Below are 22458 nucleotides of genomic sequence, written 5' to 3'. Positions count from 1 at the left end.
TCAGCCCCCGCAGGATTCCCGCACGATCAGGTCGGTCGGCAAATGCACCGGCGAATGGTCGGGGGAGAAATCGAGCACCCGCGATACCAGCAGCCGCCCGGCCTCGGCGGTGTCCTGGCGGATCGTACTCAGCGTCGGCGTGCTGAGGCGGCTGAGCAGCATGTCGTCATAACCGACCACGGACACATCGCCGGGCACGGTCAGCCCGCTGCGCCGAAGCGCACGAATGGCGCCCAGCGCGATCAAGTCCGACGATGCGACGATCCCGTCGAAGGTGACGCCTTCGTGGATCAGCCGCGCGACCGCCGCTTCGGCCGCCTCCAGCTCGAACTCGACCGACACGATCAGCGCGGGGTCCGCCTCCAATCGGCTTTCGGCAACACCGTCCAGGTAACCGCGCCGGCGCTGCGATGCTTCGGGGTCGCTGCCGCCCAGGAACATGATCCGCTTGCGCCCCATCCGAGTCAGGTGAAGCGTCGCGCGGCGGCCGCCCAGGATATTGTCGGACCCGACCGAGCAATAGCGCTGGCCGGCGATATGCGCGCCCCAGACGACGAAACGTTCCTTGGTCATCGCCAACTGGTTGAGCTGGTCGTGCAAGGTCCCCTGGCCGAGGAAGATCACGCCGCTCGCACGGCTGGTCGTCACGGCATGGACCAAATCGTCATAGCCGGCAGGCGAGATATGGCTGACCACGAAATCGCAATCGCGCGCGCGCGCCGCCTCGCCGATCTGCGCGATCAGTTCGAGGAAGAACGGGTGGGTCAGCGGCACCGGCCGGCCACGAACGTGCGGGGTGACGATCGCGATCGACCCCTCCGCGCCGATCGGGGCGGCGGGCATGTAGTGGCGGAACGGGTAATTGTGCTCACGCGCCAGCGCCCAGACGCGTTGCTTGGTCTTGGTGCTGATCACCGGCTCGTCGTTGAGCGCGCGCGAGACGGTCGACACCGAGACGCCGGCCAGTCGGGCCAGATCCTGGAGCGTCGTATTGTTGTTGCTGTTGGTGCCCATTATGCCCAAGCTGAGAAAGAGGAGCCGACTAAAGGTTCGCGAGAGGGGTTTTGCAAGCGACGGAGCAAACGAGCGTTGCGCCGAAGGTGACGAGCGGTCGCCCGCGGATCGGGCTGTCGCACATCTGGAACATGTGCATCGGCCTGTTCGGCGTGCAGATCGTGTGGGGCCTGCAGAACGTCGATACCAGCCGCATCTTCCAGACGCTGGGGGCGGAGATCGCCCAGCTGCCGATCCTGTGGATCGCCGCGCCGATCACCGGCCTGCTGATCCAGCCGCTGATCGGTTATTGGTCCGATCGTACCTGGGGACCGCTCGGGCGCCGCCGGCCGTTCGTGCTCGGCGGCGCGTTGCTGACGGCGCTGGCGATGGTCGTGATGCCCAACGTCACCAGCCTGTTCGCGGCGAGCGTCGCGCTGTGGCTGCTGACCGCGTCGGTCAACATCGCCGCCGAACCGTTCCGCGCGCTGGTCGCCGACAATCTGCCCGAGGAACAGCGGACCGAAGGCTACGCGGTCCAAGTGTTCTTCATCGGTGCCGGCGCGGTATTCTCGTCGGCCCTGCCGTGGATCCTGTCGCACTGGTTCGGCGTGATCGGCGTCGCGCCGCCGGGACAATTGCCGCCATCGGTGCGGCTGACGTTTGAGATCGGCGCTGCGGGGCTGGTCGCGACGGTATTGTGGACCGTCGTCACGACGCGCGAGCGACCGCCCGAAAGCCTGGTCGCCGATGCGATCGCGCGCACACCGCGCGGCCCGCTGAGCGCGACGGGGGAGGCGACGCTGACGCGCAGTGGGCTGGCCTGGACGGCGGTCGGGCTGGCGATCGGCGGAATCGCCTGGGCGCGCGGGCTCGAACATGAAATCTACGTGCTGGCGGCGATCGCCGTCACGTTCGGGTTCGCGCAATTCGTCGTCATCGCGATGCGCCGTCGCGGCCACACGTCGCTCGGCCTGTTCGAAATCGTCGAGGACATCCTGCACATGCCCGGCGTCATGCGTCGGCTGGCGGTCGTGCAGTTCCTGACCTGGTTCGGGCTGTTCTGTTTCTGGATCTATGCGATCCCCGCCGTGTCCGCGCACCATTACGGCGCCAGCGACACGACGTCCGCTGCGTACAACGAAGCGGCGGATTGGGTCGGCATTCTGTTCGCCGGCTACAATGCGGTCGCCGCGCTCGGCGCTTTCCTGTTGCCGCCAATCGCGCAGCGGATCGGCCGCCCCGCGACGCATGCGATCTGCCTGGTGCTCGGCGCCGCGGGGCTGTTCGGCTTCGTGATGATCGACGACCCCATGCTGTTGTGGGTGCCGGTGATTGGCATCGGCTGCGCCTGGGCGGCGATCCTCGCGCTGCCCTATGCGATGATCGCGAGTGCCGTGCCGCCCGACAAGATGGGGGTGTATATGGGCATCCATAATACCTTTCTCGTCCTCCCCCAGCTTTTTGCCGCCACCGTGCTCGGCGCGATCGTCAACCATCTGTTCGGTGCGCAGGCGATCCTGGCGCTCGGTCTGGCAGCGATGGCCTTGTTGGCGGCGGCGCTCGCCGCATTGACCATCAAAGAGACGCAACCGTTGTAAGCGGTTTATGCAAATCTTGCATTAAAAAAATTCAATTATTGCGCAAGTGCTTGCGAGATTGTTGCGCAATTAGCGCAAATTTACGCTTGATTCCTGCAATGCTCTACGCAAAGAAGTGCAAATCGTTGCACAACGATGACGGATGACGTGCGCGGTTCGCGACCCTGCGGCCCAGATCATCCGCGATCGGCAGTGCGGCGGTAACGGCAACGAGCCTCCGTAATGAGGGGCAATTGCAGGGGAGAGGGATCGATGACGAAATCGTACGCCAAGGGCCTGTGGTCCGGCGCTTCACTGATGGCGCTGATGCTGGGCGTGATGCCCGCGATGGCGCAAACCACACCGGCCGATCCGTCTCCGCAGGTCGATACGACCAACGACGGCGGCGACAGCGACATCATCGTCGTCGGCACGCGCAAGGCATTGGGCGACGCCGCCGAGACCAAGCGCAACGCCGCGACCGTCGTCGATCTCGATCAGCGCGACCGATATCGGTGCCTTCCCCGATACGTCGGTGTCGGGCGCACTCTCGCGTATCCCGGGCGTCACGGTATCGCGTCTGCAATCGACCGACGACTCGACGCACCCCTCGGGCGAGGCCGCGGGCGTGCTGCTCCGCGGCCTGCCGCTGGTCCGCACGCAGTTCAACGGCCGCGACAGCTTCTCGGCCGACGCGGCGCGCGGGCTCAACTTCAACGACATCTCCCCCGAACTGATGTCGCGCGTCGACGCGTACAAGAACACTACCGCCGACATGATCGAGGGTGGCATCGCCGGCACCGTCGATTTGCGCACGCGACTGCCGTTCGACCAGAAGGGCCTGGTCGTCACCGGTAACGGCAAAGCGAGCTACGGCGATCGGTCGAAGAAGTGGACCGGCGAATTCTCGGCGCTCGTCAGCGACACGTTCGAGACCAACATCGGACGCTTCGGTCTGCTCGCCGATTTCGCGCGCAGCCATGTCATCACGCGGACCGAAAGCGTGATCATGGACAAGATCGACACCTATTGCTCGGCGGGCGCGACCAAGGCGGACGGCACCGCCAATGTCGGGTCGAACGGGCTGATCGGGTGCACCTCCAACACGTTCGGCGGCACCGGCTGGGCGTACATCCCCGACGGGATCCGCTATTCGCAGGTCGATTACGACCGCACGCGGCGCGGCATTTCGCTTGCCGGGCAGTTCCAGGACAAGTCCGAACGCTTCCTGCTGACGCTCCAATATACCGATTCGAAGTACAAGAATGCGTGGCTGGAACGCGCGAGCCATGTGATCTTCGACGGCAATTATTACGGTACGTCGGCGTTCAATCCACGCACCGGCACGATCCTGGGCGCGGCCGACGGTACCCCGGCGCTGACCTTCGGGTCGAACGGGATGCTCACCTCGGGCGTGCTGACCCAGGGCCATGGCAGCTGGGCGGGAAGCTGGAGCAGCACGCAGGACGCGATCAATACGGGTTCGGCGGTTCCCGGCGTGCCGTTCGTCAACAACTGCGCCGCGCCTTCGGTCTGCACGACGCTGCGCGACGGGCTCTATTTCCAGAACGAAGCGCGCAATTTCGATCATAAGGAGGGGACGCGCGACTTCTCCGCGAATATCGACTGGAAGATCACCGACAACCTCCGCCTGACGCTCGACGGCCAGCGCATCACCGCGTCGACCAACAACAACGACATCCTCGTCGCGGTCGGATCGATGGCCAATATGCAATACAGCGTGAACGGCGACGGCACGCCCAACGTCAAGCTGCTGCCGGGATCGAACGTCAATTACGCGAGCGGCGGGCTGTCCAATCCGCACAATTACTGGATCCCATTCATCCAGGGTCACGTCGAGGACAATGACGCCGACGAATGGGCGTTCCGCGGCGACCTGCAATATGATTTCAGCAAGACCGGCTGGCTTGACTCGCTGAAGGTCGGCGTGCGCTATGCCGATCGCAATCAGACGGTGCGCTATTCGACGTTCAACTGGACGCCGATCGCGGCGAACTGGAATTGCAACGGGCCGGGGTTCAACGCCGACAACACGACCGGCGGGGCCTATCCAGCCTGCGCGGCCGGCCATCCGCCTTTTGCGGGCTATGGCGCCGGCATTTGGGAATCGACCACGCTCGGCAGCAAATTCTATGACGGCGCCGCTTATGCCAACAGCCCGCTGGTCTATCTCAATCGCGCGACGCTGCAGAACTTCCCGGCGCTGATCAACGCGCTGGGACCGCGCACCAACGCGCCGCTCAACAGCTACACGCCGATCTGCGACCGCGCCGAGGCGACCGTCGCCGATTGCTTCACGCCAGCCGAGGTGACCCGGACGTCGGAAACGACGACGGCGGGCTATGCGATGCTCAGCTTCGGCGGCGACCGGCCGATCTTCGGCGGCGGCGTCCGGGTGCAGGGCAATGTCGGTGTCCGCGTCGTGCGGACGAAGGTGGTGAGCGACGGCTCGGTCGCCTATCCGACGCCGACCGCGCTCAACGCGCTGCCCGCCTGCGGCACGCCGCTGTCGGGAACCGCTGTGGTCAATCCGAAATGCTACCTGACCGCGCCGATCCTGGCCTTCGCCAATGGCGGCGGCACGCCCAATTCGCTCGAGGCGTCGTATACGAACGTGCTGCCGAGCTTCAACCTACGGCTCGGGCTCGACGACAAGACCTATATCCGCTTCGGCTATTCGCGCGCGTTGTCGCGGCCCGATTTCGGATTGCTCAGGAACTTCGTCGCGATCAATTCGCCGATCATCAACACGGGGCCGGACTCGCCCTACGTCGTCTATAACTCGCCGACGGCGGCGCATGTGGCGGCGAACGTCACCGGCTACAACTTCGTGTTCAACGCGGAATCCGGGTATGCCGGGCTACGGCCGATGACCGCCGACCAATTCGACCTGACGTTCGAGCGCTACATGGGCAAATCGTCGTCGCTGTCGATCGACCTGTTCTACAAGAAACTGCACAATTCGATCTCGTACGGGCAGTTCAATCGGACGTTCACCAACAGCGGGTCCACCCAGAACGTTCTGCTGCGCGGCCCGCGCAACCAGTCGGGCGGCGGTGAGCTCAAGGGCTTCGAAGTCGGCTACCAGACCTTCTTCGACTTCCTGCCGGGGGCGCTCTCGGGCCTCGGCATCCAGGCCAATTATACGTTCGTCGATCAAAGCGGGATCAAGAACTCGAACCTGATCGCGGTCGGTGCGCTCGACAATGGCGGCACCGGCGGCCAGGGCGCCGGCCTCGACGTCAGCGGCGGGCGCGGTGCGGTGATCGACTCGCACCAGCTGGCCGGTATCTCGAAACATTCGTTCAACCTCGTCGGGCTGTATGAGAAGGGACCGGTCGCGCTTCGGGTCGCCTATAACTGGCGGTCGCGCTTCCTGACCAACAACCTCGACTGCTGCATCGGTCTGCCGGTGTTCCAGAAGGCGGCGGGTTTCCTCGACGGGTCGCTCCGCTTCTCGATCACGAAGTATTTCGAGCTCTCGCTGGAAGCGCAGAACATCCTCAACACGCGCGTCACCTATCAGCAGCAGATCTTCGGCGACTCCGCGGTCTCGCCGGGGGCCAAGCCCGTCTACATGGACTCCAACTGGGGCGTGGTCGATCGGCGGTTCGCGATTGGCGGACGGTTCAAGTTCTGATTTCCTCCACTGGGCGCCGTTCCGTCGGGGCGGCGCCCACTTTTTCGGTGAGGGAATGAGGGCATGGCAGAGGCAGCACCGCTCAGGATCGTCATCGTCGGCGGCGGCACCGCCGGCTGGATGGCCGCGGCCGCGCTGTCGAAGCTGCTGCCGGCACGGGACTATACGCTCACGTTAATCGAGTCCGACGAGATCGGCACGGTCGGGGTCGGCGAGGCGACGCTGCCGCACATCAAGGTGTTCAACGATACGCTGGGGATCGACGAGGCGCAGTTCATGCGCGAGACCCAGGCGTCGCTCAAAGTCGGGATCGAATTCGTCGGCTGGGACCGGCCTGGCGACCGCTACGTCCATCCGTTCGGCACGTTCGGCGAGCCTTGGGCGGGGATCGATTTCCAGCATCACTGGGCACGCGCGAAGGCGGCGGGGTGCGATGTCGGCGAGCTCCACGATTATTCGTTCGCGATCGCGGCTTGCCGCAACAACGCGTTCGAACTGCCCAACGAGGATCCCAAGTCGATCCGATCGACCTATGCCTATGCCTATCATTTCGACGCCGGGCTCTACGCCGCGTTCCTGCGCCGTTGGTCGATCGCGCGCGGAGTCGAGCGGATCGAGGGCAAGGTCGTCGATGTCGCGCGCGATGCCTCGAGCGGACATGTCGCATCGGTGACGCTCGAATCGGGTGCGGTGATCGAAGGCGACCTGTTCATCGACTGCAGCGGATTCCGCTCGCTGCTGGTCGGCCAGACGATGGACACGGCGTGGTGCGACTGGAGCCACTGGCTACCGTGCGACCGCGCGTTCGCTGTGCCGAGTCTGCGCACCGAACCGTTGCTGCCGTTCACCCGGGCGACCGCGCAGGAGGCGGGGTGGACGTGGCGGATCGGACTACAGCACCGCACCGGCAACGGCCACGTCTTCTGCTCGAGCTTCACCGATGAGGATCGGGCGCGTGACGTGCTGCTCGGCGCGCTCGACGCCGCGCCGCTCGGCGAGCCGCGGATGCTCCGCTTCCAGGCCGGTCGCCGCGCCGCCGCCTGGGCGGGCAATTGCGTCGCGATCGGGCTGGCGAGCGGGTTCCTCGAACCGCTCGAATCGACGTCGATCTTCCTGATCCAGGCGGCGGTGATGGACCTGATCAACCTGATGCCGACGCGCCGCAGCGGGATCGATCCGCGCCTCGCGGCCGAGTTCAACCGGCTGTTTGAGGTCCATTACGATCGCAGCCGCGATTTCATCGTACTCCACTATCTCGCCAATCGCCGCGAGGGTGCGCTGTGGGACCATGTCCGCAACATGGAACTGCCCGACGGGCTCGCGCACAAGATCGCGTTGTTCGAGGCGTCGGCCGCGGCCCCCGACTATCGCTACGGCCTGTTCTCCCGCGACAGCTGGCTCGCGGTCCTGGTCGGGCAGGGCATCCTGCCGAACGCGCACAGCCTGCTGGCGGAGGCGATCCCGCTCGCCGAGCTCGAAGCGCAACTCGCTGATCTCAAATATCGCATCGACGTGAACGCCGCCGACATGACCAGGCATGGCGACTTCATCCGCAGCTATTGCCCCGCGCCCGCGCTGGAGCCTGCAGCATGACCCGCGTCGTCATCCTCGGTCGCGATGCGCCGCTCTGGCTCGCGGCATGCGTGCTGCAGGCGGCGTTGCGCGCGGCGGGCGTCGTGGTCACCGCGATCGAATTGCCCAGCAAGCTCTACCCGTCCGACGTCTATGCGACGCTGCCGGGGATCGAGGCGCTCCACGCGCGGCTCGGGCTCGACGAGCGCGACTTGCTGCGCGGGACGCGCGGTGCCTTTTCGCTCGGGCAGAACATCGTCGATATGCTCGGCGGCAATCCCGCATTCCTCAACGCCTATGGCGGTTACGGAACGGCGATCGATGGCGCCGACTTTTTCGGCTATTGGGTGAAGGGTCGCGACGCCGGACTGCCCGCCGGATTCGAGGATTTCTCGCTGACCGCCGCCGCCGCGCGGCAGGGCAGGGTGATGATCCCCGACGAGGCGAGCGAAGTGTATGGCCGCGCCGATTACGGCTATCACTTGCCCGCGATCGCTTATGCCGGGGGACTGAAATCGGTCGCGACACGGACCGGCATCACGGTGCTGTCGGCGAACCACATCGCGGTCGAGCGCGACGAGACGGGCGATCTCATCGCACTCGTCGCCGACGGACAGCGGATTGCGGGTGACCTGTTCGTCGACGCGACGGGCGACGATGCCGCACTCATCGAAAAGACGCTGGGCATCGCGCAGGACAGTTGGCGCACGCACTTTCCGGTCGATCGCATGTTCGTCGCGCGCGGGCCAGCATTCGACCCGATCCCGACTTATGCCGAACTGCGCGCCTGGCACGGCGGCTGGACCGCGCTCTATCCCGGCCAGGCGGCGACCCATGTGGTCCACGCTTTTGCGAGCAGCCTGATCGGCGACGAGGACGCACTGCGCGGGGCGGGGTCGGCGAGCGGCCTGGCGTTGAGCGATGCGGTGCTGCGCCCCTCCGATCCGGGATGCCGCACCGAGCCATGGGCGCACAATTGCGTCGCGATCGGTGGCGCGGCCTGCGCGCTCGACCCGGTTCACAATCTCGATCTGCACGCGCTGCAACTGGGGTTGATCGCGCTCCTCACGCATTTTCCGGCGGGCGCCGATGCAGCGCCGAGCCGCGCCGAATATAACCGCGTCATGCGCGGGTCGTTCGAGCGGCTTCGCGATTACCAGGCGGCCTTCTATGCGCTGGCGCCGTTCCCCGGATTGTTCTGGCATGCCGGCCGCGCGGCCGAACCGCCGGCAACGCTCGCGCACATCATCGCCACGTTCCACGCGCGGGGCGAACTGCCGCCGATGGAAGAGGACAGCATTCCGTTCGACCATTGGCGCGCGATGCTGACGGGGCTTGGGGTCGTCCCGGTAAGCTGGCCGCCGCGGATCGACGCGACCGACGACGCCGAGGTCGCCGCGCAGTTCCGCCGGATGCTCGGCTTCGTGAAGGACGCGGTGTCGCGCCAGCCGACTCACGCCCAGGCGCTCGGGCATGGTTGAGCCGGTCCGGTTGCCCTCGCGCCCCGCCGATCTCGACGCGCTGCCCCCGGTCGCGGTGCGCGATGCGGCGGACTTTGCCGAGATCGTCGCGGCGGGCGAGCCGGCGATCATCAAGGGACTGTTCGCAACCTGGCCCGCGCTTGCTGCGGGGATGCAAGCGCCGGCCACGCTCAACGCCTATTTCAAACGCCTTGATCGCGGCGCGCCCGTGCCGGTGATGGAGGCGCCCGCGCGACATCGCGGCCAGTTCGCGTACGGTCCCGACCTGCGCGAGTTCACCTTCACCAAACGGACCGCGCCGCTGGGGCCGACGCTGGACCGGATCGAAAGCCTGATCGGCCAGGACGATGGCCCAACCGTCGCGATTCAGATGCTGCGGCTCGACCAGGCGATGCCCGATTTCGTCGCGCAGAACCCGCTGCCGGTGCTGGCCGACGTCCCGCCAAGGCTGTGGCTTGGCGGCGCGGTGCATACGCGCACGCACAACGACCGCGACGACAACCTCGCGTGCGTGATCGCCGGGCGACGCCGCTTCGTGCTGTTCCCGCCGGAGCAGGTGAGCAATCTCTATGTCGGCCCGCCCGACAATCCGCCGCCGCTGTCGCTGGTCGATCCCGAAGCGCCGGATTTTGCGCGCTTCCCGCGTTATCGCGACGCGATCGCCGCCGCGCGCGTGGCGTTTCTCGAACCCGGCGATGCGCTCTTCATGCCGCGCTATTGGTGGCATCACGTCACCTCGCTCGACCCCCATAACGCGATGGTCAATTATTGGTGGGGCGGCAGCGACGAGCCCAACGACGCGTTCCTAACCGCGATCCTGGCCTTCCGCGACCTCCCGCCGCATCAACGCGATTACTGGCGTGAGATGATCGCCGCTTATGTGTTCGACGAGCGCGGCGATGTCGTGTCCCACCTGCCTTACGCGCTGCGCGGCGCGCTCGGCGCGATGACGCCCGCCCGCCGCGCCGCGCTCCGCCAGCAACTCGCCAAACCTCCCCAGTGAAAGTCCTGCGCATGTTTCTTCGCCTGTTCGCCGTGATCGCCGCGCTCGGATGGACCGCGTCCGCATCCGCCGCGGCCAGGGAATGCGCGCAGTCGCCAGGCAAGGTGATCGAAGTGTGCGTCTGGGTCGACAACGGCCAGGCGCTCTACGCCGTCACGCGCAAGGGCGTGGTGGTGCTGGCCCCGTCCGAGCTCGGCCTGACGTTCAAGGGCGAGGCGTCCGCGCGGTTCGCCGCGATCGGCAACGCGAAACGTTCGGCTTCGAACACGACCTGGGAACAGCCCTGGGGCGAGGAACGCGTCGTCCGCGACAACCATACGGAGCTGACCGTCACCCTGAACGGCGACACCGCATTCAACAAGGCGGTCGATGTCACCTTCCGTCTGTTCGATGACGGGTTCGGATTCCGCTACAGCTACGGCGCGATCCCCGCCGGGCAGGACGTCGCGGTGACCGCGGAGCGCACGCAATTCCGGACGGTCGGCGCTTATCAGGCCTGGTGGTATCAGGGGCTCGGCCAGGAACGCGACGAATATCTCTACACCCAGACAGACGCGCGGCGCATCACGCTCGCCGAAACGCCGTTGACCTTGAAGGGCGCCAATGGGCTGTACCTGTCGTTCCACGAAGCCGCGCTGGTCGATTTCCCGTCGATGCTCTTGCAGGGTAATGGCGAGGGGACGCTCACCGCTTGGCTAATGCCCTGGCCCGACGGGACGCTGGCGAAGAAGACCGGCGCGTTCACGACGCCGTGGCGGACCGTGCTGATCGGCGACACGCCGGGCGCGTTGGCGGACAGCCGGATCGAACTCAACCTCAACGAGCCGAATAAAATCCTCGACATCGCCACATGGTTCACCCCCGGCAAATATGTCGGCGTGTGGTGGGAAATGCACCTCGACAAGACCACGTGGGGCAGCGGCATGCGCCACGGCGCGACCACCGCCAATGTCGAGCGCTACATCGATTTCGCCGCCAAATACGGGTTCAAGGGCGTGCTGGTCGAAGGGTGGAACCTGGGTTGGGACGGCGACTGGATCGCGAACGGCGACAAGTTCAGCTTCACCAAGCCCTATCCCGATTTCGATATCGCCGCGATCACCGCTTATGCGCGGTCGAAGGGCGTCCAGCTGATCGGCCATAACGAGACCGGCGGCGGTGTGGTCAATTACGAGAACCAGCTTGCCGACGCGATGGCGTTCTACCGCCGCTACGGCGTAACGGCGGTCAAGACCGGCTACGTCAAGCATTCGGGCGACATCCTCGACCGCGACGGGAACGGGCAGTGGTTCGCCGGCCAGTTCATGGTCCGCCACAACCTGCTCGTCGCCGAGACCGCCGCCAAATACGGCATCGTCGTCGATGCGCACGAGCCGGTGAAGGACACCGGCCTGCGACGGACCTGGCCCAACATGGTCAGCCGCGAAGGCGCGCGGGGGCAGGAATACAATGCCTGGGGCAACCCGACCAACCCGCCCGAGCATCTGACGATCCTGCCGTTCACGCGATTGCTCGGCGGGCCGATGGACTTCACGCCGGGCATTTTCGACCTCGCGCACGGCAAGGACGACGTGACGCGCCGCGTCCAATCGACACTAGCGACCCAGCTCGCCGAGTATGTCGTGATCTATTCCCCGATCCAGATGGCCGCCGACCTGCCGGAGAAGTACGAAGCGAACCTGCCCGCCTTCCAGTTCATCCGCGACGTTCCCACCGACTGGGACGTTTCCAAGACGCTGCAGGCGGAGATCGGCGACTATGTCGTGGTCGCGCGCAAGGAGCGCGGCGGGAGCGACTGGTTCCTGGGCGCGATCACAGACGAGACCGCGCGTTCGCTCCGCCAGCCGCTCTCGTTCCTGGCGCCGGGCGCGAAATACGAAGCGCAGATCTACCGCGACGGTCCGGGCGCAGACTATCGCACCAATCCGCAATCGATCGCGATCGAGAAGAAAATGGTGACGAGCAAGGACGTGCTCACGCTCGATCTCGCGCCCGGCGGCGGCACCGCGATCCGGTTCCGGCTGGTGCGCTAGCGGATCGTGATCGGCAGGTCGCGACCGGCCGACGCGATGTTGCCGGCTATATCGGCGGCGTAGATGCGCACGATATAATCGCCGGGCGGCAGACTCGCCGGGGTCCAGCCGCCCGGTTCGATCCGTCCGTCGCGGACGATGTTGGTGACGACATATTGCATGCGGGTTCGCTGGTCGCTGTGCACCGTATCGCCGCTCGCCGGGGCGTAGGCGATCTTCGCGGCGTTCGCGCCCAGCGGCATGCGATCGAACTGGATCGTGACCCGCGGCTGCGCGAAGCCCGGCGCCGGCGTGCCGTCAGGTTTGAGGATCTGGAACCCCGCGCGATACAGGCCGAGCCGCCGGCGCGCGGCGTTGTCGTCGACCTGATCCCATGCTTCGACGACGATGCCGAGCGACCCCGCATTCGCAGCGACGACCAGCCGTCCGTTCTGCTTGTCGGCCAGGCGCTGACCCGCCGCATCGATCAAATAGACGTCGTCGATATGCGGCGCGACATGGTCGCCGAACCCCGGGAATTTGAGAAACAGCGCGTTGATCTTGCCGCGCGGCGGGCCGAGTTCGAGATGGACATGCGCCATGCGGTTGATCGTGCCGAGCGCATCGCCGACTCGGAAATGCGTGCCGCGCTTCACGCGCACCCTGACGACATGACCCTCCGCATCGCGGACGATCTGAAAGCGTGACGGGTCGAGCGGATCGCCCGACGCGGTCCGTCCGACGCGCATGTGGATATAGGTCAGCTCGTCGATCCGCAGGCCTTCGCTCAGCCCCTCGACGTCCCAATTGGGCATCGGATCGCGCACGTTCTCGTCCGCCGATGCAAAGACGGTCGCGCCGACCGGAGCGCTGATATCGAGCCCGGCATGGAGGTGATCGCGGCTTTCGCCGTCATAATTGCCGCGCACCTCGCCCATGTCGCCGACGACCTCGTGCCAGGCGAGCTGCGGGCCGACCGGCCACGGCACGACGGATGCAGCGACCAGCGACGGCGGCGCGGGTTGAGGGATTGCCGGGGGCGGACCGGGATCGCGGCCCCGCGGGGTCAGCTTGCGGATCGCATAGGCGGAGGCGTCCGCGACGTAGAGCGCACCCGCCCGATCGACCGTAAGCCCGGCGGGGCCGAGCAACGGCAACGCGGCATTGCCGTCGATCGTCGATCCCGGCCCTGCCAAGATGCGAAGCTCGCCCGCGGGAGACATTTCGACGATGCGCCCGCGCCGATAGGACGCGACGTAGACGTAGCCGTCCCACGTGGCGGCGAGGCCGACCGCGCCCTGCAGCAGGCCGCCACCGTCGGTCGCTTCGGTCCGTGCCAGCGTCGTCACGCGGCCGTCGGGCAAGACTTTGCGGATCGCGTCGTTGCCGCTGTCGGCGACGAGCAATTGGCCGTGCGGATCGAGCGTGAGGCCGGTGGGCGTGTCGAACGCCGCGCCGCTACCCCGGCCGTCCGCGAAACCGGGGGCTTCACCGCCGGCCAACGTCCGCACCTGTCCATCGGCGGCGATCACGCGGATGCGATCGTTGTACGTATCGGCGACATAGACGTTGCCTTTGTCGTCTGCGGCAACCCCGATCGGGCCGTTGAAACGCGCCTGCGCCGCCGGTCCGTCGCGATAGCCCGCCGTCCCGTCTCCCGCGATCGTCGTCACGTCGCCTGCCGGAGTGATTCTGCGAATGGCGTTCGCGCCGGTATCCGCGACGAAGAGATTGCCGGCTCGATCGAGCGCGAGCCCGGACGGGGTGTCGAACGCCCCCGGCAAGGTAGTGACGTTGCCGTCCGGATCGACCTTCCGGATGCGGTCCGCGTCGGCGACGTAGAGCGCGCCGTTCGCGTCCATCACCACCGCGAAAGGATCGCCGAACCGCGCCCGGTTCTGCGCGCCGTCCAGACGACCTTTCGCGCCGTCGCCGGCGACGTTGGTCATCGTCGCCTGCCAGCCGAACTTGGTCTTCGGGGGCGAGAACCAGCCCAACGTCAGCGCCAGCCAGATCGCACTCCTGATCAATGCGAGCAGGACGAGTCCTATGGCGACAGGAAAGGGGCGGGGCGAGAATTTGAGCATGCGGCTGCGCCCTATCGCATCGATGCCCGCCGATGTCCTGCACCGAATCTGCATCGGATGAATGCCGGTTCCCGGCCGGCTCGATCGTACGCCCTCGACATACTTCGCCGACAAGCGGCGCCGTTCAATCGGGAGAATCCGCGATGCGGTGGCGTGTGTTTTCGAGTTTTCTGGTCAAAGTGGCGGCGGCGCTCGCGCTCGTCGTGCTGGGCGACCTGCTGTTCTGGCTGGCGGACGGCGTGGGATCGACGCTCGGCATGTTCGCCTTTGCCTGGGCGAGCGTGACGTTGCTGCTGACGCCCGCGGCATGGCGGCGGGGCGGTGCGCTGGTGGCGGGCGCGATCGCGCTGACGCTCGGTCTGGTGATGATCGACAGCCCCGGCCTGCTGGCATTGCTGATGTTCGGCGCGACGCTCGCGGTCGCCGTGCTGTTGCCGCGCATGGTGACCTTCGACCATGTCGGGCGATGGGCGGTCCGGCTGGTTCTGTTCGCGATCGTCAGCCTGATCGGGCCATGGCGCGACCTCTTTCGATTGATCCGGCTGGGCAAACGCCGGGGGCGGGGGTTGAAGATGCGCGGCTGGTTGCCGCTGCTGCCGCTGCCGTTGATCGGCGGGATGGTTTTCCTGGGCCTGTTCGCGAATGCCAATCCGCTGATCGGCGAGGCGCTGTCGTCGATCGGCGCGCCGAATATCGATGCCGAGAGCGTCTTCCGCTTCCTGTTCTGGGGACTGATCTTCACGTTCGCATGGTCGACCTTGCGTCCGCGTCGATTGCACCTGCCGTTTCCCGACGAAGCGCGGCCCGAGCTCGACGTCGCGCTTCCCGGGGTATCGACGGGATCGGTGACGCTGGCGCTGATCACCTTCAACGCTTTGTTCGCGATCGAGAACGGCCTGGACATCGCCTTTCTATGGAGTGGCGCGCCGCTGCCGAAGGGCGTGACGCTGGCGAGCTATGCGCATCAGGGCGCCTACCCGCTGATCGCGACGGCGCTATTGGCAGGATTGTTCGTCCTGGTCGCCCTGCGTCCCGGGTCCGAGACTGCGAAGGTCCCGCTAATCCGGCGGCTCGTCGTGGCATGGGTCGCGCAGAACGTGTTTCTGGTCGCGTCGAGCATCCTGCGCACGACCGACTATATCGCGGCATACTCGCTGACCGTCCTGAGGATCGCGGCGTTGCTGTGGATGGGACTGGTCGCGATCGGCCTGGTCCTGATCGTGTGGCGCATGCTGCGCGGGAAGAGCAGCGCCTGGCTGATCAACGCCAATGCCGCCGCCGCCGGCATCGTCCTGTTCGCCTGCACGATCGTCGATCTGGGATCGGTCGCCGCGACGTGGAATGTCCGCCATGCGAAGGAAGCGGGCGGGGCGGGGCAGGCGCTCGATCTCTGCTACCTGAACCAGTTGAACGCGTCTGCGCTGACGGCTTTGGTCGAGATGGAGCAGCGACCCGGGTTAAGCCCTGACTTTGCCCAGCGCCTGGCCTGGGTGCGGCATGGCACGCTGGAAGCAACGCGTAATAGCCTGAAGGGCGATAGTTGGACGTGGCGCAACCAGCGCCGGATGGCTCAGATCGCGGCGATGCTCGGCGGCCGCCCGCTGCCCGCGCCGCCGACCATTGGGCGGAACGGGCGCAACTGCGACGGGTCGCTGATCCCCGACCCCGCGCCCGCGCCGGACGCCGACGCGTCCGAACCCCAGCGCGACGCCAATGCATCGGCGCCATTGACGAACGAGGCCGTGCGATGATCATGTGTCCCATGCCGCGCACGATCCTGATCGCCGACGACGATCCGCACATCCGCCAATTGCTGGCCTTCGCGTTCGCCAAGGCGGGGCTCGACACGCTCGAGGCGGATGACGGCGAGGCGGTGCTGGCGGCAGCGGCGCGGCAGAAGATCGACCTTATCGTGCTCGACATCAACATGCCGCGGATGGACGGGTTGGAGACCTGCCGACGGCTGCGCGCCGAGGGCGACGTGCCGATCCTGTTCCTGTCGTCGCGCGACGACGAGATCGACCGCGTGCTGGGAATCGAACTCGGCGCCGACGATTACGTGACCAAGCCCTTTTCGCCACGCGAGGTGGTGGCACGGTCGATGGCGATCCTGCGGCGCGCGAGTCCGAAGGCGCCGGCGATCGAGGCCAATGGTCAGGTCGCGCACGGCCGGCTGAGCCTCGATGCCGACGGCTGGCGTGCGGCGTGGGACGGCGTGGAAGTTCCGCTGACGGTGACCGAGTTCACGATCCTGAAGACGCTCGCGACGATGCCGACCCGCGTGTTCAGCCGCGACGCGATCATCGATCGGCTGCACGGTCCGGGTTTCGCGGTGACCGACCGCACGATCGACAGCCATATCCGCAATTTGCGAAACAAATTCGCCGCGGCGGGCGGGGGCGACATCGTCGAAACGCGGGCGGGCGTCGGCTATCGGCTCGGGGCCTGCGCCGGGGCGTGACCGGCCGCGCCAAAGCATGGCTCAAGGCGCACTGGCCGGCGCTCCGGCTGCGCACGATCCTGTTCGGCACCCTGTTGTTCACCGCGGCGCTGCCGGGGTTCGGCGCGCTGTTTCTGCGGGTCTACGAGAACACGCTCGTCCGCCAGACCGAGACCGAACTGATCGCCCAAGGCGCGGCGCTGGCGGCGACGGCACAGGCGATGTGGCCCGGCGCGGTGCCGCAAAAGGTGATGCCGAACTTTCGCCCCGAGGCATCGACGATCGATCTGCGGACGACGCCGGTGCTGGGGGAGCGGCCACCTGCGACGGCGCGCACTGCCTCACCCGATCCGGGCGCGATTGACGTCGCGGAACGGGTCGCGCCGATCATCGCCACGACCGAAAACACCACGCTGGCATCGATCCAGCTGATCGACCGCAACGGGATCGTTATCCTGGGACCGGAGGCCGGTGGCAGCTACGCGGCGGTTCCCGAAGTAGCAGCGGCGCTGAAGGGCCGTGTCGGCACCGTGTTGCGCGAAAACGGGCGATACGCGCAGGTCTATGCGTTCGAGTGGCTCAGCCGCGCGTCGTCGCTGCGCATCCACCACGTCCGGCCGATCCTGGTCGACGGCAAGGTAGTCGGCGCAATCCTGTTGTCGCGTTCGCCGCGCGCGTTGTTCCGCGGACTGTACGAGGATCGCGGCAAGATCATCTTCGGTATCGTCGTCATTTTCGGCCTGTTGGTCGTGATGACGGGCCTGTTGTCGCGCGGCATCGCGCGGCCGGTCGAAGCGCTCGACAAGGCGACGCGCGACGTCGCGGCCGGGACCGGCAGCGTTCCCGACACCCCCGCGACCGCCGCGATCGAGATCCGGCAATTGTTCGACAATTTCCGCACGATGGCCGCCGCGATCGATCGCCGCTCGCATTATCTCCGCGATTTCGCCGCGTCGGTCAGTCACGAATTCAAGACGCCACTGGCCGGGATCGCCGGGGCGATCGAACTGCTCGAGGATCATGGCGAGGACATGGATCCCGCCGAGCGGGCGCGGTTCCTTGCCAACGCCAAGGCCGACGCCACACGCCTGTCGCAACTCGTGACGCGGCTGCTCGATCTGGCGCGCGCCGACATGGCGACCGCCGATCCCGCGACAACTGCGGATGTGCTCGCGGCGATCCGACCCGTCGCCGATGCGTTCAACGGCGATGGCTTCGCAGTGTCCGTGACCGCTCCAGAGACCGTGCGGGTCGTGTCCACGCCGCGCGCCACGATCGAAGCGGTGCTGACCGCGCTACTCGAGAACGCCCGTCAGGCCGGCGCGACGTCCGTGACGTTGGACGTCGTCCCGGACGACGCCAGCGTGCGCATGTCGGTGGCCGACAACGGATCAGGAATCGATCCGGCGACGGCCGACCGTATCTTCGAACCGTTCTTCACGACGAAGCGGGCAACCGGCGGAACGGGACTCGGTCTCGCGATTTCTGCGTCGTTGCTCAGAGCCGGCGGCGGCGACATCGACCTCGACACGCAATGCGCGGTCGGGAGCCGTTTCGTCCTCACATTACCGTGCGCCGTTGAGACGTAGAAAGCGTCGAATTCAGGTTTCGGTCAATTCGACGACTTCGAACTCGAAGCTCTTCCAGCCGCGCTGCTTCGCCGCTTCTTCGGTCGCCGCTTTCTTGCCGGTCGCTTCCTTCAGCGAATTGGCGTGCCCCCAGAACACCTCGGTCTTGCCGCTCTTCAGATGGGCGACGATCCGCCAGTAATGCGTGTGCGGAGCGGTGGTAGGGCCGATCGTCTTGACGTAGCCATCGGCCATCGTCGCGGTCAGATAGCGCTTCTTCCTCGCCATTTGGCCTCTCATCCGCATTGTCCGATAGCCCAACCGCCTACCAATCGCTAAGCTTGCCCGAAAGAGGGAAGGGAGCGGATCATCCATGCAGATCGAACGTCTCGCGCCGGTTACGTCGTCGCTGCAGCCGAGCAACCACCCGTATCTCAATCACGCCTGGACGCCGCAGCACGAGGAGGTGACGGCGGTCGATCTGGATGTGATCGAGGGCGCGATCCCAAGCGATATCGACGGCGTCTATCTGCGCAATACCGAGAACCAGCTGCACCAGCCGCTGGGCAAATATCATCCGTTCGACGGCGACGGCATGATCCACCAGATCGACTTCAGCGGCGGCACGGCGTCGTACCGCAACCGCTTCGTGCGCACGCGCTGTTTCCAGGCCGAGCAGGATGCGGGCAGGTCGCTGTGGGGCGGGCTGATGGATCGGCCCGGTACGTCGAAGCGGCCCGGGTTCGGCGCGCATGGGAGCCTGAAGGATTCGTCGAGCACCGACATTGTCGTCCATGCGGGCAAGGCGATTTCGACCTTCTATCAATGTGGCGAGGGCTATGTGCTCGACCCGGAGACGCTCGAGCAATCGGGCGTCGCGCCTTGGGTCCCGCTCGACGGTATTTCGGCGCATCCCAAGGTCGACGATCGCACCGGCGAACTGCTGTTCTTCAACTATTCGAAGCACGCGCCGTTCATGCATTACGGCGTGGTCGATGCCGCTGGGCGGGTGACCGACTATATCCCTGTGCCGCTACCCGGGCCGCGCCTGCCGCACGACATGACCTTCAGCGAGAATTGGTCGATCGTGAACGATCTGCCGATGTTCTGGGATCAGGAATTGCTAGAGCGCGGCATCCACGCCGCCCGCATCCATGAAGGTATCCCGTCGCGCTTCGCGTTGATTCCGCGCCACGGTAAAACGGAGGACATCCGCTGGTTCGAGGCGTCGCCGACTTACATCCTCCACTTCCTCAACGCCTATGAGGAGGGCGACGAGGTCTTGATGGACGCCTATTTTCAGGACAATCCGCAGCCGGCGCCGCTGCCTAACGAGGACGGCTATGGCCACATGATGGCCTATGTCGACGAGCACAGCTTCCTGCCGCGGCTGCACCGCTGGCGCTTCAATCTGGCTGACGGGACGACGACGGAGGAACGCCTCGACGACCGCACACTCGAATTCGGGATGATCGACGGGCGCGTCGCGGGGCGCAAGCATCGCTACGTCTATTCGACGACGAGCAAGCCGGGCTGGTTCCTGTTCAACGGTTTCGTCAAGCACGACCTCGACACCGGCAAATCGTGGACGCTGATGCTGGAGGACGGCCGCTACGCCAGCGAAGCGCCGTTCGCGCCGCGCGTCGAATCGACCGCGGAGGATGACGGCTATCTCGTCAGCTTCGTCACCGACGAAAATCGCGGCACCAGCGAATGTATCCTGATCGACGCGCGCGATATCGAAGCGGGGCCGGTGTGCCGCATCGCACTGCCGCACAAGATTTCGAGCGGGACGCATTCGCATTGGGCCGATCGCACCGTCCTGCGTCGATACGGCTGATTGCGCTTCCAAAGTTGGATTTCGTCTGTCAGCGTCTTCGGGCTGCTTCTAGTCGTCGCACGCGCGAGGCGGCCGATGGTCGGATCGACGTCGCTAGTGTCAACTTGGTGTCAACTTAGGAGCGGGGGAACCACGGTACGAAGCCCGACGTACGGCGGACATAGGCCTCGTAATCGGGCTTCTTGCGTTTCATCCGGCCCTCGACCGTCGGCACGCCGGACCAGCGCATCAGCGTGTAGGTAAGGAGGATCGGGCCGGGCAAGGCCCACAGGCCGGTGATGCTCTCGGCCGCGACCAGGTAGAGACCCCACCATACGCAGGCGTCGCCGAAATAGTTCGGGTGGCGCGTGTAGCGCCACAAGCCGGTGCTCAGCACCTTGCCGGCGTTGGCGGGATCACGGCGGAACGCGACGAGCTGCCAGTCGCCGACCGTCTCGAACAGGATGCCGACGACCGCGAGCGCTACGCCGATCTTCCCAACGATGCCGACCGTGGGCGTCGCGTCGATCTGGCCGAGCTGGACGGGCAGGCACACGATGAACAGCAACGGCGCCTGGATCGCATAGACCAGCCGGACCGACGCCTGGTTGAAGTCCCAGCCCTTGGCCTCCTTGGCCTTGGCGAACATCGTCTGGTACCGGCGATCCGGGCCATGATGGCGCCACCGCCACAGCAGGTAGAGCCCGAGCCGCACGCCCCAGACCGTGCACAGCACCATCAGCAACGCCTTGCGCGTCGGGTCGCCCGCCGTCTGCGCGAAGCTGGTCCAGCCGAGCACCACCATGCCGAGCGCCCACACGCTGTCGATCGGCGTCACGTCGCGCGTCTTGAGCGTCACCAGCCAGAACAGCACGAATACCGCGATCAGCACCGCGGCGTTGATCGCGAGCAGTTGCGGGACGCTCATGCCGCCGCCCTTTCCACGATGAAGCTGACCGTCGTCGTGGTCGATCCGCCGATATTGAGCGTCTGGACGCGGTTGGCGCCATCTACCTGATAGTCGCCAGCGCTGCCACTCACCTGCTTCGCCGCGTCGAGCAGCATCCGCACGCCGGTCGCGCCGACGGGATGCCCGCACCCGATCAGTCCGCCCGATGGGTTGATCGGCAAGCGTCCGCCGACATCGATCGACCCGTCTTCGATCGCTTTCCACGATTCGCCGGGAGCGGTCAGGCCGAGATGGTCGATCGCCATATATTCGGTGGCGGTGAAGCAGTCGTGCGTCTCCACCGCGTCGATCTGCGCGATGTCGGTTACCCCGGCGCGGGCCCGTGCATCCTCTATCGCGCGGCGAACCTGGGGGAAGACGTAGGGCTGGCCGGCGCTGTCGGCGACTTTGCGCGCATAGCCGATCGGCGCGGAGCGATGCCCCCAACCGGCGATACGCGGCAAGCTGTCGAGCGATATCCCGCGCTTGGCGGCATAGTCAGCGGCGCGCTTCTCCGAGGCGAGGAACACCACCGCGCTGCCGTCGGTGACTTGGCCGCAATCCATCTTGCGCGTCCGGCCTTCGACCACCGGATTGGCATCGTCGTCGGCGGTGAAGCTCTCCGGAGAAAAGGCGTATCCGCGCGTCTGCGCATTGGGATTGCGCTTGGCGTTGCCGAAATTGATCTCGGCGATGCGCATCAGATGTTCGTATTTCAGGCCGTAGCGGCGGTCATACTCCTCGGCCAGGTCGGAGAAAGCGGCGGGCCAGACGTAGCGCGCCTCGCCATATTCGTGTCCCACCCACGCCGCCGCGCCGAGATGTTCGGCGGCGGTCTGGCCGGGGACGTTGCGCATCTGCTCGATCCCGACGACGCAGGCGAGATCGTAGCGCCCCGCCTCGATCTCCGCCGTCGCCGCCAGTACCGCGACGCTGCCCGACGCACACGCCGCCTCGTGCCGCGCGGTGGGCAAGCCATTAAACGCCGGGTCGACCAGCCCGAAGAACCCGCCGAGCAATCCCTGACCCGCGAACAATTCGGCCGTGAAATTGCCGACATGCCCGGTCTCGACCTCCGCCGCATCGATCGCCGTCGCGGCCATGCCCTGGTTCACGGCTTCCGCGAACGCGTCGGCCAGATCCATGCCCTGCCGGCTCCAGACGGTCGAGAAGTCGCTTTGCCACCCGCCAAGGATGAAAACCATGCCTGCCCCTCCGTCCGCGTTGGCGCAGTGTTGCAAGCGGACGACCGCTTGGCAAATCAGCTATCGGTTGCGGCGATAGCGGGATGGG

At 66.2% G+C, this 22458-nt stretch carries 16 protein-coding genes; 10 read left to right on the top strand and 6 right to left on the bottom strand.

Translation table 11 applies throughout. The features are described from left to right. On the bottom strand, positions 1 to 1014 hold the full coding sequence (locus tag FPZ24_RS12865; RefSeq protein WP_146572594.1) for a substrate-binding domain-containing protein: 1014 nt from the start codon (positions 1012 to 1014) through the stop codon (positions 1 to 3). 86 nt (positions 1015 to 1100) lie between these two features. Here FPZ24_RS12865 and FPZ24_RS12860 point away from each other — a divergent pair, with 86 nt between their 5' ends. Continuing rightward, entirely contained in the window at positions 1101 to 2594 is a 1494-nt protein-coding gene (locus tag FPZ24_RS12860) for an MFS transporter (RefSeq protein WP_240047459.1), read from the top strand. Positions 2595 to 2770: 176 nt separating this feature from the next. Here FPZ24_RS12860 and FPZ24_RS17340 read toward each other — a convergent pair whose 3' ends face one another. Further along, positions 2771 to 3040 (bottom strand): hypothetical protein, encoded by a 270-nt coding sequence (locus FPZ24_RS17340; RefSeq protein WP_205012837.1) that lies wholly within the window; start codon positions 3038 to 3040, stop codon positions 2771 to 2773. A 68-nt stretch (positions 3041 to 3108) separates the two neighbouring features. On the opposite strand from FPZ24_RS17340, the gene FPZ24_RS12855 reads away from it, so the two are divergent. The 5 genes from FPZ24_RS12855 (at position 3109) to FPZ24_RS12835 (ending at position 12323) form a co-directional block, all read left to right on the top strand. Next, entirely contained in the window at positions 3109 to 6234 is a 3126-nt protein-coding gene (locus FPZ24_RS12855) for a TonB-dependent receptor (protein ID WP_338061652.1), read from the top strand. Positions 6235 to 6297: 63 nt separating this feature from the next. Next, positions 6298 to 7827: a tryptophan halogenase family protein gene (locus tag FPZ24_RS12850; RefSeq protein ID WP_146572592.1), complete on the top strand. Its 1530-nt coding sequence runs from the start codon at positions 6298 to 6300 to the stop codon at positions 7825 to 7827. Then, on the top strand, positions 7824 to 9287 hold the full coding sequence (locus FPZ24_RS12845) for a tryptophan 7-halogenase (RefSeq protein WP_146572590.1): 1464 nt from the start codon (positions 7824 to 7826) through the stop codon (positions 9285 to 9287). The genes FPZ24_RS12850 and FPZ24_RS12845 overlap by 4 nt, the downstream gene beginning before the upstream one ends. Continuing rightward, the gene (locus FPZ24_RS12840; RefSeq protein WP_146572588.1) at positions 9280 to 10290 is read left to right on the top strand and encodes a cupin-like domain-containing protein; all 1011 of its coding nucleotides are present in this window, start codon (positions 9280 to 9282) and stop codon (positions 10288 to 10290) included. The genes FPZ24_RS12845 and FPZ24_RS12840 overlap by 8 nt, the downstream gene beginning before the upstream one ends. A gap of 11 nt (positions 10291 to 10301) precedes the next feature. Continuing rightward, the gene (locus FPZ24_RS12835) at positions 10302 to 12323 is read left to right on the top strand and encodes a glycoside hydrolase family 97 protein (RefSeq protein WP_186728837.1); all 2022 of its coding nucleotides are present in this window, start codon (positions 10302 to 10304) and stop codon (positions 12321 to 12323) included. Here the strand turns inward: FPZ24_RS12835 and FPZ24_RS12830 are convergent. Next, positions 12320 to 14389, bottom strand: coding sequence for an NHL repeat-containing protein (locus FPZ24_RS12830; RefSeq protein WP_146572586.1), 2070 nt, complete (start codon positions 14387 to 14389; stop codon positions 12320 to 12322). The two genes, FPZ24_RS12835 and FPZ24_RS12830, sit on opposite strands and share 4 nt — an antisense overlap. Before the next feature lie 143 nt (positions 14390 to 14532). Between FPZ24_RS12830 and FPZ24_RS12825 the strand changes: the two genes are divergently transcribed. The 3 genes from FPZ24_RS12825 to FPZ24_RS12815 are packed head-to-tail and all read left to right on the top strand — an operon-like array spanning position 14533 to position 18418. After that, entirely contained in the window at positions 14533 to 16140 is a 1608-nt protein-coding gene (locus tag FPZ24_RS12825; protein ID WP_146572584.1) for a DUF4153 domain-containing protein, read from the top strand. After that, positions 16137 to 16850, top strand: a complete 714-nt coding sequence (locus FPZ24_RS12820; RefSeq protein ID WP_240047458.1) for a response regulator transcription factor — start codon at positions 16137 to 16139, stop codon at positions 16848 to 16850. Before FPZ24_RS12825 ends, FPZ24_RS12820 begins: the two co-directional genes overlap by 4 nt. Continuing rightward, positions 16847 to 18418, top strand: coding sequence for a sensor histidine kinase (locus FPZ24_RS12815; RefSeq protein WP_146572582.1), 1572 nt, complete (start codon positions 16847 to 16849; stop codon positions 18416 to 18418). Before FPZ24_RS12820 ends, FPZ24_RS12815 begins: the two co-directional genes overlap by 4 nt. Before the next feature lie 12 nt (positions 18419 to 18430). Here FPZ24_RS12815 and FPZ24_RS12810 read toward each other — a convergent pair whose 3' ends face one another. Continuing rightward, complete coding sequence (locus tag FPZ24_RS12810; RefSeq protein WP_146572581.1) at positions 18431 to 18685, bottom strand: hypothetical protein; 255 nt, start codon at positions 18683 to 18685, stop codon at positions 18431 to 18433. Between the two features lie 85 nt (positions 18686 to 18770). Between FPZ24_RS12810 and FPZ24_RS12805 the strand changes: the two genes are divergently transcribed. Continuing rightward, positions 18771 to 20237 carry a carotenoid oxygenase family protein gene (locus FPZ24_RS12805; protein ID WP_146572579.1) on the top strand — a complete coding sequence of 489 codons (1467 nt, stop codon included), beginning with the start codon at positions 18771 to 18773 and terminating at the stop codon, positions 20235 to 20237. Positions 20238 to 20352: 115 nt separating this feature from the next. On the opposite strand, the gene FPZ24_RS12800 is transcribed toward FPZ24_RS12805, so the two are convergent. After that, positions 20353 to 21144 carry a DUF1295 domain-containing protein gene (locus FPZ24_RS12800; RefSeq protein WP_146572577.1) on the bottom strand — a complete coding sequence of 264 codons (792 nt, stop codon included), beginning with the start codon at positions 21142 to 21144 and terminating at the stop codon, positions 20353 to 20355. After that, positions 21141 to 22370: an acetyl-CoA acetyltransferase gene (locus FPZ24_RS12795; protein WP_146572575.1), complete on the bottom strand. Its 1230-nt coding sequence runs from the start codon at positions 22368 to 22370 to the stop codon at positions 21141 to 21143. Before FPZ24_RS12795 ends, FPZ24_RS12800 begins: the two co-directional genes overlap by 4 nt. Between the last annotated feature and the right edge of the window lie 88 nt (positions 22371 to 22458).

This window comes from Sphingomonas panacisoli, from assembly GCF_007859635.1.
GTDB lineage: Bacteria > Pseudomonadota > Alphaproteobacteria > Sphingomonadales > Sphingomonadaceae > Sphingomonas > Sphingomonas panacisoli.
The sequence above is the reverse complement of the archived record's forward strand: the minus strand, read 5'-3'. Positions and strand labels throughout refer to the sequence as shown.

What these genes read in the sequence shown, in the direction of transcription:
- FPZ24_RS12865 (WP_146572594.1), bottom strand. Translation starts at nt 1,014, where the DNA reads ATGGGCACCAACAGCAACAACAATACGACGCTCCAGGATCTGGCCCGA.
- FPZ24_RS12820 (WP_240047458.1), top strand. Translation starts at nt 16,137, where the DNA reads ATGATCATGTGTCCCATGCCGCGCACGATCCTGATCGCCGACGACGAT.
- FPZ24_RS12835 (WP_186728837.1), top strand. Translation starts at nt 10,302, where the DNA reads ATGTTTCTTCGCCTGTTCGCCGTGATCGCCGCGCTCGGATGGACCGCG.
- FPZ24_RS12800 (WP_146572577.1), bottom strand. Translation starts at nt 21,144, where the DNA reads ATGAGCGTCCCGCAACTGCTCGCGATCAACGCCGCGGTGCTGATCGCG.
- FPZ24_RS12810 (WP_146572581.1), bottom strand. Translation starts at nt 18,685, where the DNA reads ATGGCGAGGAAGAAGCGCTATCTGACCGCGACGATGGCCGATGGCTAC.
- FPZ24_RS12845 (WP_146572590.1), top strand. Translation starts at nt 7,824, where the DNA reads ATGACCCGCGTCGTCATCCTCGGTCGCGATGCGCCGCTCTGGCTCGCG.
- FPZ24_RS12825 (WP_146572584.1), top strand. Translation starts at nt 14,533, where the DNA reads ATGCGGTGGCGTGTGTTTTCGAGTTTTCTGGTCAAAGTGGCGGCGGCG.
- FPZ24_RS12795 (WP_146572575.1), bottom strand. Translation starts at nt 22,370, where the DNA reads ATGGTTTTCATCCTTGGCGGGTGGCAAAGCGACTTCTCGACCGTCTGG.
- FPZ24_RS12805 (WP_146572579.1), top strand. Translation starts at nt 18,771, where the DNA reads ATGCAGATCGAACGTCTCGCGCCGGTTACGTCGTCGCTGCAGCCGAGC.
- FPZ24_RS12830 (WP_146572586.1), bottom strand. Translation starts at nt 14,389, where the DNA reads ATGCTCAAATTCTCGCCCCGCCCCTTTCCTGTCGCCATAGGACTCGTC.
- FPZ24_RS12840 (WP_146572588.1), top strand. Translation starts at nt 9,280, where the DNA reads ATGGTTGAGCCGGTCCGGTTGCCCTCGCGCCCCGCCGATCTCGACGCG.
- FPZ24_RS12850 (WP_146572592.1), top strand. Translation starts at nt 6,298, where the DNA reads ATGGCAGAGGCAGCACCGCTCAGGATCGTCATCGTCGGCGGCGGCACC.